The sequence below is a fragment of the Hymenobacter sp. genome, from assembly GCF_036387835.1.
Taxonomy (GTDB): domain Bacteria; phylum Bacteroidota; class Bacteroidia; order Cytophagales; family Hymenobacteraceae; genus Hymenobacter.
Window position 1 is genome coordinate 1 of sequence record NZ_DASVSY010000111.1, and the last position, 16189, is coordinate 16189.

The 16189-nt window shown below is 51.9% G+C and carries 14 protein-coding genes and 1 tRNA gene; 3 read left to right on the plus strand and 12 right to left on the minus strand.

From position 1 onward, the window contains the following. Nucleotides 1–858 precede the first annotated feature (858 nt). From VF639_RS21500 to rpmH, 9 genes are all read right to left on the minus strand, one after another. Entirely contained in the window at nt 859–2175 is a 1317-nt protein-coding gene (locus VF639_RS21500; protein WP_331148006.1) for a serine hydrolase, read from the minus strand. 223 nt (nt 2176–2398) lie between these two features. Continuing rightward, nucleotides 2399–3736, minus strand: coding sequence for a hypothetical protein (locus VF639_RS21505; RefSeq protein ID WP_331148007.1), 1338 nt, complete (start codon nt 3734–3736; stop codon nt 2399–2401). Between the two features lie 191 nt (nt 3737–3927). Beyond that, on the minus strand, nt 3928–5241 hold the full coding sequence (locus tag VF639_RS21510) for an APC family permease (protein WP_331148008.1): 1314 nt from the start codon (nt 5239–5241) through the stop codon (nt 3928–3930). A gap of 170 nt (nt 5242–5411) precedes the next feature. Next, on the minus strand, nt 5412–5927 hold the full coding sequence (locus VF639_RS21515) for a DUF2480 family protein (RefSeq protein ID WP_331148009.1): 516 nt from the start codon (nt 5925–5927) through the stop codon (nt 5412–5414). 92 nt (nt 5928–6019) lie between these two features. Continuing rightward, a complete protein-coding gene (tsaB, locus tag VF639_RS21520) occupies nt 6020–6721 on the minus strand; it encodes a tRNA (adenosine(37)-N6)-threonylcarbamoyltransferase complex dimerization subunit type 1 TsaB (RefSeq protein WP_331148010.1) in 702 nt (233 codons plus the stop codon). 10 nt (nt 6722–6731) lie between these two features. Then, the gene (locus VF639_RS21525) at nt 6732–7367 is read right to left on the minus strand and encodes a hypothetical protein (protein WP_331148011.1); all 636 of its coding nucleotides are present in this window, start codon (nt 7365–7367) and stop codon (nt 6732–6734) included. Nucleotides 7368–7434: 67 nt separating this feature from the next. After that, nucleotides 7435–9132: a S41 family peptidase gene (locus tag VF639_RS21530; RefSeq protein ID WP_331148012.1), complete on the minus strand. Its 1698-nt coding sequence runs from the start codon at nt 9130–9132 to the stop codon at nt 7435–7437. Nucleotides 9133–9233: 101 nt separating this feature from the next. After that, a complete protein-coding gene (gene rnpA / locus VF639_RS21535; RefSeq protein WP_331148013.1) occupies nt 9234–9707 on the minus strand; it encodes a ribonuclease P protein component in 474 nt (157 codons plus the stop codon). A 6-nt stretch (nt 9708–9713) separates the two neighbouring features. Beyond that, nucleotides 9714–9872, minus strand: coding sequence for a 50S ribosomal protein L34 (gene rpmH, locus VF639_RS21540; protein ID WP_086596110.1), 159 nt, complete (start codon nt 9870–9872; stop codon nt 9714–9716). 239 nt (nt 9873–10111) lie between these two features. Between rpmH and VF639_RS21545 the strand changes: the two genes are divergently transcribed. After that, complete coding sequence (locus VF639_RS21545; protein WP_331148014.1) at nt 10112–11848, plus strand: M61 family metallopeptidase; 1737 nt, start codon at nt 10112–10114, stop codon at nt 11846–11848. Nucleotides 11849–11878: 30 nt separating this feature from the next. Next, nucleotides 11879–12691, plus strand: a complete 813-nt coding sequence (locus VF639_RS21550) for a hypothetical protein (RefSeq protein WP_331148015.1) — start codon at nt 11879–11881, stop codon at nt 12689–12691. Between the two features lie 91 nt (nt 12692–12782). On the opposite strand, the gene VF639_RS21555 is transcribed toward VF639_RS21550, so the two are convergent. From VF639_RS21555 to VF639_RS21565, 3 genes are all read right to left on the minus strand, one after another. Next, a complete protein-coding gene (locus tag VF639_RS21555) occupies nt 12783–13052 on the minus strand; it encodes a hypothetical protein (protein ID WP_331148016.1) in 270 nt (89 codons plus the stop codon). Nucleotides 13053–13222: 170 nt separating this feature from the next. Beyond that, nucleotides 13223–14158, minus strand: a complete 936-nt coding sequence (locus tag VF639_RS21560; protein WP_331148017.1) for a PfkB family carbohydrate kinase — start codon at nt 14156–14158, stop codon at nt 13223–13225. 197 nt (nt 14159–14355) lie between these two features. Continuing rightward, nucleotides 14356–14429 (minus strand) — tRNA-His (locus tag VF639_RS21565). A gap of 224 nt (nt 14430–14653) precedes the next feature. Between VF639_RS21565 and VF639_RS21570 the strand changes: the two genes are divergently transcribed. Further along, nucleotides 14654–16081, plus strand: coding sequence for a DEAD/DEAH box helicase (locus tag VF639_RS21570; protein ID WP_331148018.1), 1428 nt, complete (start codon nt 14654–14656; stop codon nt 16079–16081). Nucleotides 16082–16189: the final 108 nt, after the last annotated feature.

Here is a 16189-nt window from a genome sequence, read left to right on the forward strand (position 1 = left end):
GCGTTCATCCTGAGCCAGGATCAAACTCTCCATTGTATAATGTACTACTTATCTCTCCCGAAGAAGAAACGATGTCGAGGGCTGATCCGACTCGTATAACGAGTTGTTGTGTCTCGTCTTCTACGCGGAGTCCATTGCGCTGGCTGCCGAAGCCGCCAGAAAACAATGTCCTTCCTTTTGTCTTTCCATCCATTCAAAGAACGTGTGAACGCTCCTGCTGAGCGTTCGCGGCGGCGACCGTTTGTCGCCTACTTGCGGGGCTTCGTTTCGAAGCGGGGTGCAAAGATACTACTCGTTTCAACCAAAACAAGAAAAAGTGTGAAATTTTTCTTGCCGCTTTTATTCGGCGTAGTAGATCAAATACAAAAGCTTGAAGTAAAAAGTTTCCCTCCTAAACTAGAAAAGGTTTTCACTTTGTAGTGGTTCAACTCTTCTTCATCTAAACCGGGCTGCAAAGATAACAAGACATTAAGTTTACCTGCAAGCTCTGAATCAACTTTTTTTTCACTTCATCAACAAATCCGCTCGATTTGAGGAAGCAAAGGTACCATGATTATTTCTAGCCAAACAACTTTTGAAAATAGTTTAGTTCATCCTGGTAAATGAACATTAATATATTTTAGGAGTGAGCTCTTCTACAAAAAGCAGCTAAGCTTTATCCTTAGGTTGTTTTGCAATCCACTTCTCAGATTGGGAGTGCAAAATTACTAGGCTTTATTTTCTTGCACAACAGTGATTGAAAATAATTTCTGCTAAATAGTCAGCCTCTACTTAGATAAGTTTTACTCTTCAATTGTTAGTGCATTGCTGATAAACTACTTATGTGAGTAGATAAGTTCATGAAGTGAACAAACTTTTTTACTTCACTTCCAGCGGGAAAGTCTCGACTATAGAAGATGCCTTTGACTGCCCACGGTTTGCCTCGTATTGCTGAATGAGTTGCCCTAGCTGCGCAAGAAATGGAAGACCGATACTACTGTACTCATAAGCACCATCGTTAATGATGCCATCTTGGTTCACATAGAGGACAGCACTCAGTAAGAACTCGGAGTGCTGATCGGGACTGATAAAATAGGCGACATCAGAAAGATAGCCGTGTGACATACCTACTACATTATAAATACGAAAGGTAGAATCTAGAGATATTCGAGGGGAGCGACCATAGTAGAGATACTTTTTGTAAGCATCGAAGAACTGCTTGGCAATGTAGGGCTGGTAGCCGGAACTATGGGGCGTATGGTGGAGATAGTACCGAAGGAAAGCATAATCGTTGGGAGTTAGGTCGAAGCGTTGAGTGGCAGGCGTAACCTCCGGAAATAATAAGGACTTTAGAATATCTGTGACGTCTTGAAGTGGGACATAATTGGCCGTGGTGAAATCATAGGGCCGAGGAACAACATGGCCACCAGCTTGATAAGCTCGTCCTTTTGTAATACGGCCAAGAGCAGACTTAAAGGAAGTGGGATTGAAAACAGCCAGCTGCTGATATATAGGTTGGCCTGAAGCTCCTAAAAAATCAATTGGATTTGTGTGACGATTGGAGAAGGTATCGCAGGGGGCGAAGCGGCGGGTGATGCGGATGTTGGGATAACCTAGTTGAGCTAGTCGTTCGTTGAGGGGACGCTGACCGAGAAATTCATACAAGCGGTTGTAAGCGCTGTTGTCACTAACTAAGAGCATCCGCTTGATATAGTTGCCTACAGTATTCACTCTATCGGAATCGGCAGCAGGGTTATATGGGGCAGCCGTTTGGCAGCGGAAAGCCGTGCGGGTGACCATAGGGCTGTGTCTGGTAAGGCCAGGCTGGTGCAGCTTATTCAACTTCTCTAGAGCTAAGGCAGCCGTTGGTAGCTTCACTAAGCTGGCGGGATTGAAATACTGCTTGGCGTCGAGCCTGAAATCATGTTGAATGAAATGCGGTTGGTTTTGTGCGTCGCGGCTGATTTGCGTGTAAATTATTTGCAGTTCATAGTCTGCGGCGCGGTTGACGACGGGTGTTAAGCGACTGTCGGAGCGTAGGAGGCTGTCGAGTAGTGGACTATTGGGGATATGAATGGTTTGGCTAGAACCTATAGCTGAGGCAGGAGGCTGTCCGTAGCCATCTAGTGGAAATAAAAACTGAAGTGCTGGTATACCAATTAAGAGGAATAAGCCAGATAAGAGTCGGAATGGCATTCTGTTATCCTGTGGCAAGATGACAATGTGTGAAATCAGTACGCTTTTCTCGTCTTCATGAAGAATGCGACTTGTGTGAGTTGCTGCCGTTGATATTGGGCCGTAGCAACGCAGGTAAATTTGGTTTACTACGTTGAAAACACAGGACGTGCTGTAGCGCAAAAGAGCCGCAGGTATCAGCTACGGCTCTTTTTTAGATAAGCAAACTTATGCGTCTGGAACGCTATAGAGACTTTTGCCGGCGTGCTAGCAGCAAGTTAGAATCGTTTTGACGCCAGTTGTAGCCGGTACCGAAAGGCAGAGGGCGTGCACGATTAATGGTATCGGCGTAGGCCATCGTCATGTCGGGCTGATAGTGCTTGGCAAAAAGGTTGATGGGCCGTTTGTACGTGCCGTAGTAGGTTAGCTGCCAGTCTGAGGGGCGAAAATATTTCAAGGCAATGCCAGAATCATCTTGCAGGACGTAGTTGCTACGCTCCAGAATAAGATTACGGACTTTGCTGAAATACTGCTTATGCATGAGGTAGGTAGCTGACTTTACATACGTGGTCAATTCACCTAAACTCTTGGCAAATTGAATGACAGCATCCTTATTAGACCCCATTTTCCAGTCGCTGATATCAGCGGAGAAGTAATACACCTTTTGCTCAATCCCTGCTTTGTTGAGCATCGTTAGCTCGACTCCGGGAATAACATTTGCGCCGGGTTTCTGAATCACGATGCTATCTGCATCGGTGAGTTGGCCTTCTGTGTTGAGTTGCACATACCGTACGTTCTGCACTTGATGCCCGGTGCGAGTGGCAAAGAGCATCATCACGGGCAACACGCCGTCTAACATAACCGGTTTGGGCATCGCACTTATCTTGCTGCGCGCCTTGGAGGTTGAATCAGTTGCTGCACTTGAATTTGCTACGACCTTCTGAATAGCACCACCTCGCTCTGGCTTGCTGGAACTGTTCAGCTTCTTTGAATTCAACTCAACGGCCATGTCGTTGGTGCGGAAGAAACTGAAATTCAGCACCGACCATAGAGAAGCTTTCAGAGCCGGAAAAAGCTTGGGATTTTCAAGTGTATTCCGACGCGGTACCGAGCCTACTGGTTCCAGACCAAGCAGCACGTAGGTTTTGCTGTCGGGAAACATAGTCACAGCATTCAGCAAGTCAGGGCCGCTGAAGGGATAGAAAATGGTGGGACTATTGGCGCGCACAGAATCTAGTTCAGTGGCCGCCCACTGTTCAACTTTATTGGTGCGGGTGGCGTGGTATTGCGTCCAGCTTTTATCGGCATCGGCTGCAAAAGCTTGCCAGGTGGGTTGCATGGTGAGGGCCCGTAGCGCGCTTGGGCTGCTAACGGGCTGCCCGGCCAGATAGGCCGCTACGTCTTGCACGTAGGCCGTGTCAGGGCGTGTTGGCTTGGGTGAGAGAGCGGCAGCAACTGTGTCGGCAGCTAGTGCTGGCCTTGCGGACTGCGACTGTTTGGTTTGGGGGTTCTTTTGTTCGGTACAAGCCGCAAGAAGAAGTAAAGCGACCGATAAAGTGAATCGGCTAACCGGGAAGCGCATCAGGCACGATGTTGATGAAAGGCGAAAGTTACTGAATACTAGTTGAGGTGATGCCTTACGGTAACTCACAATACCCTGCTGCATTGTGTGAGCTTTCTATGGATTGCAGAGGTGTAGTACTCGTTCGTAGCTTTGTTTGAAGTGCTACATCAATACATTGCTTTTAGCTGGCATGAAGAAATAAGCACAACTTACACTGTAGGCTGGCGGCGCAGGCTCACAAAGTAGACGAGCAGGCCGACGAACACGGTCATCAAACCATACAGTGATTCCTTGGGCTTGTCGTGGACGATAAACCAGAGCGTCCAGGCATTAAGTAACAGGAACAACAAGGGCGTAAGCGGGTAACCCCACGCACGGTAAGGCCGCGGCAGTTCTGGCTGGCGCACCCGCAAGACAAACAACCCGAGCACCGTCAGAAACGTGAACAAGCTTAGCACAAACCCGGCGTAGAGCAGCACTTGCTCGAAGGTAGAAGTGATAATGAAGAGAAGCGTGAGTGCCGTTTGAAACAAGGTCGCTCGTACCGGGATACCGGTAGCACTGAGTTTAGCAAGTCCACCAAGCGTGGGAAGATCTTCGCCCATTACCTGCACAACGCGAGGTCCGGCAAAAATCATGGAGCTGATAGTAGACAGCAACAACACGGCAATAATACCGCCCATCAGCCGCCCGCCTATAGCACCGAATATTTGCGTAGCGGCCACGAAGCCTACTTCCACTTGGCCCTTTAGCTTGTCTAGGGGAGTGGAATACAGAAACACGAAATTCAATCCTATATACAATAGGAGTACTGCGGCAGTGCCAGTAAGCAAGATGCGTGGCAGGTTACGTTGTGGCTCTTCTACTTCGCCAGTGAGATACACAGCTGCATTCCAGCCAGAATAGGCATAGGATACATATACCAGCGAAATAGCAAAGGCTGGGCTTAGCACCTCTCGCCAGCTAACGGCGGTCGGCATGAACGGTATGGGCTGTGGAGTAGCGGCCAAGAGTCCGGCCCCGATGAAAGCTACTAGTACCAGTACTTTTATGGCAGTAACTGCCACTTGTAGTCGGCTCCCGACTTGCCGGCTCATGGCATGAACGGCCGTGAAAGCTAAAACCACTCCCACCGACAGCCATTCGGGGTGCAAGGCAGGCCACACGCTCTTGGCGTACTTACCAAGTGCCATAGCCGCCAATGCTGTGGGAGCAGCAAAGCCCACCGTAGCCGACACCCACCCTGACAGGAACCCTACGGCTGGATGGTAAATGCGGGATAGAAAGTGGTATTCGCCGCCCGAACGGGGCATGGCCGCGGCAAGTTCGCCGTAGCTTAAGGCGCCGCACAAGGCAATCAGTCCCCCGACCGCCCAAAGCATCAGCAGCGCAAAGCCGCTTTGAATATCGATAACCTGAAAGCCAAGACTCGTGAATACTCCCGTGCCGACCATATTGGCAACGACGATGGCAACACCAGTTGTGCGACTGATTTTATAGGTTTCAGTAGACGGCTGCGGCATGAAGAGGTAATTGCGGAGCTAAAGATGCAAACTTGCTGTGAGTGTGCTCACTGGTCACTCTCACTTACTCCTTATCTGATAGTACGAAAACAACAAGCCCCTGGCGCTTGTGAGGGCGCAGGGGCTTGCTATGGGTTGAAAGCTTAAATAGAAACGCCTCAGCAGTGACCCTAGACAACCTTAGGGCGCTTATACAGCGGTACTGTACTGCAGGGCTCGCCATACATGATGCTTGATGTTACAGGTAACAGTTTCTGCATAATGGCAACGTAAGCATAAGTAGGCACCGGCTTTTCGCCACAACCCTTCACCACAACTTTCGCATCGCGGTACTCTTCGGCATTGATGCTAGCAATGGCCTCCTGGAACAACTCCTGCTCTAGGGCCTCCAGATTGCCGAACACGTAGCGGTGCGCATGGCCTTGGAGCTTGCTGGCTAGCAGCATATAGGCCCAGGTGGGTACTATAGCATCGGCCGAGCAAATGATGGCGACGTTCTTCCCATCGTATTGGCTCCAATCGTAGGTTTTGATGAACTCCCGAAAGTCCTTTTCGCGCAGCATCAAACCGTGAAAAAGATTGTCCTTGATGTCGTACACAACTCGCTCGCCGGGATGAATGAACTCTTCCAGGTTGAGAGAGGTAAGGGCACTTTGCGTTACGCGGTTAACGATGATATCTTCCATGATGATTAGAAGTGAGATGGTGAGATATGAGAAGTAAGACTACCGTGCGGCCACCAAGGACCTAGACCGAAAGTCTAGCATCTTCTCAAAATCTAAGCTCTGCTTTTAGGTGTGGTGGTGTACACTTCTTTCAAGTAAAACGGCTCGTAGTACACCACATCCCGAAACTCGCCCCGCCGATACGCTTCTACCGCTAGTGCTCCTACAGCCACAGCCGAAGGTTCGATACCAGTTAAGAAACTAGCGTTGGAGTTGTCGGCAACGAGCGGCTGAAACTTTGCTGCACCGTTGCCAAAGCATAACACCCGATGGTGGGTTAATTGTTCGGCCAGTGTATCGGAATCCAGCAGCAGCGGCGTAGGAGCCAATACTTCTTGTCCATCGTGTGTATAGACGGCTGAGTACACTTCCATCCGCCGCGCATCGAGCATGGGACAGAACAACATATCTTCAGCGGAAGCAGTCACGGCTGCTACCTGCCGGGCCAGGGCCCGCAAGGTACTTACCGCTACCAGCGGAATATCCAGCGCATAGCATAAACCTTTGGCTGCCGCCGCCCCAATCCGCAATCCGGTGTAAGAACCTGGTCCGTCGGAAACAGCTACGGCCGCTACATCTTGTAAGGTATGCTGGCTGTTTTCCAGCAGCTGACTTACCAGCACACTCAGGTGAGAGGAGTGCGACTTCTCTAATCGTAGCTCCGTCTGGCTTATTAAGCTGCCATCGGTTAGCTGGTGCAAGGCTACAGAGCAGACGGCCGACGAAGTTTCAAGGGAGAGGATAAGGCTCGGCATGGGGCAGGTATCAAACAGCCACAAAGTTCGGGTTATGACTGATATAATTTTCGACTACTTCCTCCAGGGCAAAGTCATTTTCGTCTTCATCATACGCGTGCATAAAATCAGTCAACTCGCGAGTGGTAAAAACAGGACTAATCAATACCTCATAGATACCCGCTTCAAGCAACTCTTCCAGTATCTGCTTGTAACTACCCGTTATCACTTCGTCACACTTCTTAGGGCTATTATCACAACTCCAGAACTCGTAACAAGTAATTGTTTGGGCTTCTACTGAAGTCAGAAACCACTCTTGCGCGTGCTGATTTTCAGCCCACGAGGTAGTGTGGTCGCGAAACCGCCACATAAAGCCTCCTTTAAAGTCTGAAGCATTTATCAAACCCTCCTGAAAACAAGGTATTCCCCACTGCTCCTGCCAAGTGTCAAATAATTCTTTGGCTTCTTCGCCAGCAGTTTGTCGGCGAATGAACTCAGCGCGGCTTTTTGCCAATTCAGAATCCATTTTTTCAAGCCGGGCTGCTATTTCCGTACGCCCGTTTAGCGAAGCTGCTAGGGTAGTTAAGACTTCATAATCCTGAACAACACACCCAAGAACCGGCTTTCTATTCAGTACTGTTGTGAGATGCTGTTCTCGGTCTTCCATTGCTACGCTAGAAATTAAAAAGCAGGCTCTAAGAACCTGCTTTTTAACTAACTAATGAAATTAATTTCTACTTCGATGTGCCAGCACCTTTGGTGCTGCTGGCGGCCCGCCCACTTGGACGTAGCAGGGCGGCGTAGCGGTTGGGGTCATTGAGCACGCTCATAGCCATCAGGATGTTGGGGTCGTCGTCGAAGGTGGCTTCGATTTGACCTTTCTGGAAGTAGTAGCGCGACACAATTTCCTGCTCCAGCAGATCCTTGATTTCTGGCTTGAAGCGGGTCAAGTCGTTGCTTTTGTTGGTGCTCACCTTGCGGCGCATGGCTTCCAGTTCGGTTTTTACGTCGTCGTAATGCTTTTCGTCCTTCACTTTTTTGGTGAGGTCGGCCAAAGACTTTTCGGCGTCGGTGCTGTAGCTGATGTCTTTGCCTTTCAAGAAGTCGACAAACTTCTGATAATCAGCATCAGCGAGCTTGAACTGCCGAGCGGGCGCAATAGTCGGATGCTCGGCACGGTAGCGGGTGGCGTAGTCGAAGAGGTAGCTCTTTTGCAACAACACGCGAGTGATGTCGGCAATTTCGCGGTCCATCACTTCTACGTCGGGTGCTACACCGCCACCGTCGTACACCGTGCGGCCGGCTTGGGTTTTGAAGGCCGTGCGCAAGGAGTCGGGCACCTTGCCAAGCGTACCATCGTCGGCCCGGTGGGCGTAGTCGATTTCTTGAATGCACCGGCCGCTTGGAATGTAGTACTTGGCGGTCGTTACTTTCAATTGCGAGTTGTAGCTAAGAGGCCGGGTAGCCTGCACCAAACCTTTACCAAAGGTCCTCTCCCCTATCACCACGGCCCGGTCGTAGTCCTGCAATACGCCGGATACGATTTCAGAAGCCGAAGCCGAGCGGTTGGAGGTGATGATGGCAACCGGAATCTGCGTGTCGAAAGGGACGTCGAGTGCCTTATAAGTTTTGTTCCACTCGGTCACCTTGCCTTTGGTGCTCACGATATCAAGGCCTTTATCTACAAACAGGTTGGAGATATTGACTGATTCGTTGAGCAAGCCGCCCGGATTGTCGCGAATATCGAATACGATTTTCTTGGCGCCTTGCTCTTTAAGTTTGGTGAGAGCCATGCGTACTTCCTTGCCTGCATCAACAGTGAAGCCGGCAAGTTGGAAATAACCGATGTCGTTGGTCAGCATGCCGTAGTACGGCACATTGTCGACCTGAATTTTGTCGCGGGTGATGTTGACTTCAACCGGTGCGTCCTGGCCGTAGCGCGTTACCATCAGCTTCACCAGCGAATTAGCCTGCCCTTTGAGCAGTTTGCTGATGTCGCTGTTGTTCTTTTTATCAACGTTAACGCCGTTGATGGTCAGAATTTCGTCGCCGGGCAGCAAACCAGCTTTTTGTGCGGGGTAGCCTTCGTAAGCGGCCTGCACTATGGTTTTGCCGGCACGCTTGATTACCACTGCCCCAATACCGCCGTACTGGCCAGTGGTCAGGGTGCGAAAATCCTCGATATCGTCCTCAGGAATATAGTTGGTGTACGGGTCGAGCGACTTCAGCATGGCGTCGATACCCGTCTTCACTAGCTTGGCAGGTGGCACCTCGTCTACATAGTAGGTGTTCACCTCCTTGAAAAGAGTGGCGAAGATGTCGAGGTTCTTGGCAATTTCGAAATACCGCTCGTTGTCGGCCGAAGCGGCGGCAACAGATACCAGCGTGGCTCCCCCAAGAAGCAACCCGGCCACAATAGACTTTTTACGCATAAACGAAGGCTGGTATAAAACTTACCACTAGCCACTTCGGTGCGAGAAGGCTGATGGTAAAGAGAAGTGGTACCGCGGAAGTCATTGAAGCCGCGACTAGTTCAAGGACGCTTTTTTTGAGCCTTTGTTGCGGGTGCCACAAAGGGTTCAGTTAATAAACGCTCCAGCCCTGAAATTAATTTTTTTTCAACCAGCGCGAAAGGCTTTTTTTCTTTGCCGGTATAGATAATTGCGAGCACCCCAATAGGATGGCCGCCCTCCGCCTCTGTGAGGCGGTGCTTGTTGAGGCGGTAGGCCTCACGTATAAGGCGCTTTAGATTGTTGCGGTCGACGGCGCGCTTGAAACTGCGCTTGCTAACGCTAACTAGTACTTGAGGGGGTGCGGCCGTAGGCGCTTCGTTAGGCAGCCAGACCAACCGCAAGGGGTATAAACCAAAAGAAGAACCCCGACCGAAAAGCTCATCGATGAGCTTCTTGCGGCACAGATGTTCTTCTTTCGAAAACGAGTAGGAACGAACCTTATCCTCTGGCTCCTCCCCTGAAGGGGAAACGCCAGACGGTAACAGGTTACTCACAGGCGCTTAGCGCTTGTGACGGCCTTCGTCGGATACAGTCAGGCGCTTGCGGCCTTTGGCACGGCGGCGGGCCAACACATTGCGGCCGTTGGCGGTTTCCATGCGGGAGCGGAAGCCATGCTTATTGCGGCGTTTGCGCTGCGAAGGCTGGAAGGTACGTTTCATGGTATAGGTAGTGACTCAGTGACAAGTAAGGCCGGCAAAGGTACGAGCTTGAGTTTGAAAAGACAAAGGTGTTGTCACCTTTTTTATAGCAACTGCTACCACCAACTGCTAGATTTTCGGCTGCTTAGCCTAGTCGGAACTCCTGCTTTGCCCGTATCAAAGACCACGTTTTATCCGCATTTTTCAACCGGATAGCCGTAGCTTTACACCAGGTTTTTGCCTACCCGCTTTGCGTTTCTATGATTCACTATTACGTTTCGTTCGAGAACCCGCTTACTTACTACGTGCAGCTGCAAATGACTTTCGAGGTGCCTAAAACAGGCCCCGAAACGCTGGAATTGCAGTTGCCAGCCTGGCGGCCCGGACGCTACGAGCTACAGAACTTCGCTCAAAAAATTCAACGTGTCGAGGTAACTGATGCTTCTTCGCAAGAAGTGCTGCCTACTCGCAAGCTGACTAAAGACCGGTGGGAAGTAAGTGGTGCGCCGGGCCGAACGGTGCAGGTACATTACAACTTCTACGCGCACCAAATGGATGCCGGTGGTTCGTGGCTGGACGAAACTCAACTATACCTGAATCCGGTGCAGGGCTTCATGTACATCGAAGGGCGACAGCAGGAGCCGTGCCAAGTCCAGCTGCAACTCCCTGAAGGCTGGCAACTGGCGTGCGGACTGCCCCAAACTGGCCCCAATACATTACAAGCTCAGAACTTCGACCATCTAGCCGATTCGCCGCTGATTGCTAGCCCCACGCTGCAATACCGCAACTATGAAGTGCAGGGTCTGCCGTTCTATATCTGGATTCAGGGGGAGTGCCCTGTGGACTGGATGCGGCTGGTTGCTGATTTTCGGGCTTTCAGTGCCGAGCAGCTGGCATTGTTTGGCTCGTTTCCGGCGCAGGACTATCATTTCCTGAATCAGATACTGCCGTACAAGCACTACCACGGCGTAGAACACCTCAACTCCACCGTTATTACGCTTGGGCCCGCCGAGTTGCTAATGACAGAAGGGCTATACAAGGAGTTATTGGGCGTTAGCTGCCACGAATTGTTCCACGCCTGGAACATCAAGAGTATTCGACCGGCTGAAATGCAGCCCTACGACTACTCCAAGGAAAACTATTTCCGCACTTGCTTTATCGCCGAAGGCATCACCACCTACTACGGCGAATACCTGCTGGCCCGTGCTGGCGTGCGTACCGCCGCGCAGTACTTCGCGGAGTTGAACACGGTACTGCGCAAGAACTACGACGACTACGGCCGCTTCAACCTTTCTCTGGCCGATGCCAGCATGGACCTCTGGCTCGACGGCTACAAGGCAGGTGTACCCGACCGAAAAGTATCGGTGTACCACAAGGGAGCTTTGGTGGCGCTGTTGCTCGACATCACGCTACGCCGACTTTCCAACCATGCCCGCAGCCTCGATGAGGTGATGCGCCGACTGTGGGAGGAATTTGGCCAGACGGGTATTGGCTATACCGAGCAAGACTATATGCGTATTGTGAAGGAAGTGGCTGGACGGGATATGCAGGCTTATTTCGATAAGTTTATCTATGGCACCGCGCCACTGGAAGAACCGCTTGACAAGGCGTTGAGCTTCGTAGGCTGTACCCTCCGCACCCAGGAGAATGCGGCTCCGTCGGAAGGAGTATTTGGCTTCCGCACCGTAGTGAAGAACGAGCGCACCGAAGTCACCGATATCTTGCCGGGCTCACCGGCTGCCGCCGCGCTTACCATCGACGACGAGATAGTGGCCGTGAACGGGCGGCGAGTAGATATGAACCTGCACAGCCTTCTTTCAACGCGAGAAGACCAGCATTACGAAGTCAGTGTGTTTCGCCAGAATCGGTTGCTAACGGTGCCTTTAGTTGGGCAGGAGGGCCAGCGTTTTTGGCAAAAAATTACCATTGAAAAGTTGCCCGACGCTACGCCCGAGCAGCAAGCGAGCTTCCGGAATTGGTTGAAGCAGGAGTTTTAAGCGCGGCGTTCAGTTTTTCCAATTAATCCCATGTTCCGGCTTCGTGCAGTGATAGTGGTGCTGCCCCTGGCGATACTTCTATTATCATGTTCTTTCCGAGGCCCCGCTGAGCGGGCCCAACCGGGTGTGCCTACCACACCCCCGGTAACGCCATTACCACGCCCCAAACCGCCCCGCATCTACCGCCTTAGTCACCTTGATACGCTGGTACAACTGCCCGGCCGGGTGCTAACTATTTATCAAGCATCGCGAGGCGTATACGAGAAGCTGCCTCAACCCCTGAAGCTTCCGCCCGTTCCAGCCTCTGCAGAAGAGGAAGATGCCTTCGATTTTGCAGCTGAAGAGCGGCTGCGGCTACGTGGCGCTGGCCCCATGGTACAGCGCCGCAAGCACGTTCTGTGGCTGCAGCCAGCCCTCACGAAGCCGCTCCGGCTTGTAAATATTACCGCTGAGGACGAAACCGGCGTGGCTTACGAGTATATAGCTTCCATGCCGGCCATTCGACAGTGGCTGGTAGCAGTACGGCTGTACGAAGGCGGGTACTATCTTTTGATAAACCAGCATAACGGGCGCCGCACCCGCGTGTGGAGCCCTCCGGCGGTAGCGCCCAACGGCCGCCATTTCGTATGCGGCAACTCCGATGTGCTAGCCCGCTACGAACCCAACGGCTTGCAGCTATGGGTAGTAGAAAACGGCAACCTCCGGCTACTGTGGGAACGACAAACGGAATGGGGCTGCACCCAACCCCGCTGGCTCGACAACAAAACCATCCTTTTCGAGCAGGATTTCTTCGATAACGGTGACGTGGATACCCGCGTAGTACGCCTGACGGTGTTGCCGTAGAGGCGGTTTAGCTCTTCATTTATACAGCTAATAATCACAAAAGAGCCCTGCCAGCTAGCTGACAGGGCTCTTTTATATACTTACCAGCAATTTACTTCTGGTTTTGCTGGCTTGGGTTCGGGCTGTTGCGGGGCTTGTTGATGCGGGAGTGGCGCACTTCGTTGAAATTGCCGCCGGGCGTGTTGTTCTTGATTTGGTTGCCGGTTTCGGTGATGTGGTTCTGATTCAGGTTTTGCACGCCGTTGGCATCAGCCTCCGTGCTAGGATCAATGGAAGCGGGCATCCCATTCAGAGCATCGGGCCCCATGGGCGAATTGATTTTCTGATTCGACGTGGGATTCTCTTTTTTATGCTTAGACATGGCCGTAGAAGCTAAAGGTGGAATATTATTCTTTCTTTTACCACCTTGCTGGTCATAGGGTTGTCAAAACAAAGCACAGTTTATGGAAGAAGCCGCCGGAAGCCAAAGCGCGAGTGGCTTCAGTTTCCGGCGGCTTCTTTATGAAGTCTGCTTCAGCTTATATGTAAGGGCTAGGCATTCTGAGCAGCCGTAGCGGGCACTACGGCCACCAGGTCAGCAAACCTTTGCTCCCGCGCTTCCACTTCCTCGGGGGTCAGGTTTAGCAGGCGCTCCGTGCCGAACTTCTCAACGCAGAAAGAAGCCATTGCCGAGCCGTGTATAACGGCGCGCTTCATGTTCTCGAAGCTGATATCGTCGGTGGCGGCCAGGTAACCGATAAAGCCACCAGCGAAAGTATCGCCAGCGCCGGTTGGGTCAAATACTTCTTCCAGGGGCAGAGCTGGTGCATAAAACACTTTGTTTTTGCAGAACAGCAGCGCGCCATGTTCGCCTTTCTTGATGATAACCGTTTTGGGACCCATACCCATGATGATTTTGGCGGCCTTCACCAACGAGTGCTGCCCCGAAAGCTGACGGGCTTCTTCGTCGTTGATGCTCAGCACGTCCACCATCTCGATGGTCGTCTTTAGCTCATCCAGCGCCACATCCATCCAGAAGTTCATCGTGTCCATGACGATGAGCTTGGGACGGTTAACTAGGCGCTGAATAACAAGGCGCTGTACCTGCGGTGCCAGGTTGCCGAGCATCAGGTACTTGCAATCCTGGTAGCTGTCGGGGATAACGGGGTCGAAATTGGCCAGCACGTTGAGCTCGGTAACCAAGGTTTCGCGCGAGTTCAGGTCGTTGGAATACTTGCCGGACCAGAAAAACGACTTTTCGCCTTCTTTGATTTGCAGGCCCTCCGTGTTGACGCCGTGCTCTTCGAGCAGCAGAATATCGGACTGCGGAAAATCGTCGCCTACTACGGCTACCAGCTTCACGGGCTTCAGCGAATAGCTGGCCGAAAGGGAGATGTAAGTAGCAGCACCACCAATGATTTTGTCGGTTTTGCCGAAAGGCGTTTCTAGGGCATCGAAGGCTACGGAGCCGATTACGACCAAGCTCATATGAAGAAAGGGTAAAGTGATTCAAGCAGATAATTTGTCTTGCAACGCCACAAATATCCAAATCCTTCCGCACTACACCCGATTTTGTTGAATCAGCCGCCTTACAACGAACAGCAACAAAACTTAACTAACTGGTAAAGAGCAGCTAGACAGAAAAATAAAAAGCCTCAAGCATATGGCTTGAGGCTTTCGTAGTGGGTAAGTAATGGGGCTCGAACCCACGACCTTCGGAATCACAATCCGACGCTCTAACCGGCTGAGCTATACCTACCGTGTTTGGTATTGGAGCAACAAAAGTAGCGCATACAGACGAATTCGCAAGTTTAACCCGCACTTTTTTATCCGGCCGCTGTTGTCTGTACCGCCAAGCGGCCCTTCATTCGACTACCGATAAGCCTGCAACGCTACGATGCGGCACGTTGACTGAACGAAACGCCGCATCATGGTACCGACAGTGGGTTCCGTACCTTTGCGCCCCGTAACACCTTCTTTATCATGTCCGATACGCCGCAGGCGGTTTCTTTCGCCGATTTCAAGCTCAACAAGCAATTACTCACGGCCATAGCTGAAGCGGGCTTCAGCGAGCCTACACCCGTGCAGGTGCAAACTATTCCGTTGCTGCTGGCAGGCCACGATGTGCTAGGTATTGCCCAAACTGGCACCGGCAAGACTGCCGCCTTCGGCTTGCCGCTTCTGATGAAGGTGAAATACGCCCAAGGCAACAATCCCCGGGCGCTAGTTTTGGCTCCTACCCGTGAGCTGGCCATGCAGATTGAAACTCATTTGAAGCGCCTCTCCACTTACACCGACCTTCGCATCTTCGCCATTTATGGCGGGCTCGGTCCGAAAACGCAAATTGAAACTATTGCCAAAGGCGTCGACATTTTGATTGCCACCCCCGGCCGCTTGCTGGAACTGTATTCGCGCGGCGACTTGGTGCTGAAAGAGCTGAAAACGTTAGTTCTCGACGAAGCCGACAAGATGATGGATATGGGCTTTATGCCTCAAATCCGCCGCATTCTGGAGGTTATTCCGAGCAAGCGGCAGAACGCCCTGTTTTCGGCCACCATGGCGGAGAAGGTGACGGTACTAAGTGAGGAGTTCTTGGAATTCCCGATGCGGATAGAAGTAACGCCTTCGGCCACCTCGGCGCAGAACGTGGTTCAGAGCTTGTATGAAGTGCCGAACTTGGTAACCAAGATCAACTTGCTCGGCTATCTGCTCCGCGACCAAGCGACCTTCAACCGGGTGATGATTTTCACGCGAAGTAAGGTGCACGCCGAAAACGTAGCCCACTTCTTAGGTCGTAGGGTGGCCGGCGAGGTACGGGCCATTCACGGCAACAAAGGTCAGAACTCGCGCATCAATGCCATGGAGGCTTTCAAGGCTGGTGATGTGCGCTTTTTGGTGGCAACCGATGTGGCCGCCCGCGGTATTGATGTGCCGCAGGTAAGCCACGTTATCAACTTCGATGTGCCTCTGATTTACGACGACTATGTGCACCGCATTGGGCGCACCGGGCGGGCGCAGCATACAGGCGCAGCCATCACGTTTGCCAATGAAGCTGAGATGCACCACGTAGCCCGTATCGAAGAGCTTATCAAGCAGCCTATTCCTCTGCTCCCCCTCCCGCCCGAGGTGGAAATAGCCGAAACGCCCTTCGAAGAGCAGCAAAGCATGAACCGCGAGCAGGATGAGCGCCGCCGCCGCGAAGACCCGAACTTCCAAGGTGCCTTCCACGAGCGGAAAGAGTACGTGAAACCCGGCGTTAGCATCGACAAGCGCACCGGTCGCACCTACGTGGAAGGTCCCAACCGCAGCCAGAAAGGCAACAAAGCCAACCCCTCGAAAGGCACCGCTTCCAAGCCCGCCGTGAAAGCCGTGAAAGCAGCCATTGCCCGCTCGAAAGGCAAGCGTAAATAGACCACTGATTTGTTTGGATTACTCGGATTTCACGGATTTTGTGGACGCCCTTACTCCTCCGGGTTGACACCAAAAGAGGCTTGCCAACGGCAAGCCTCTTTTCTTTTG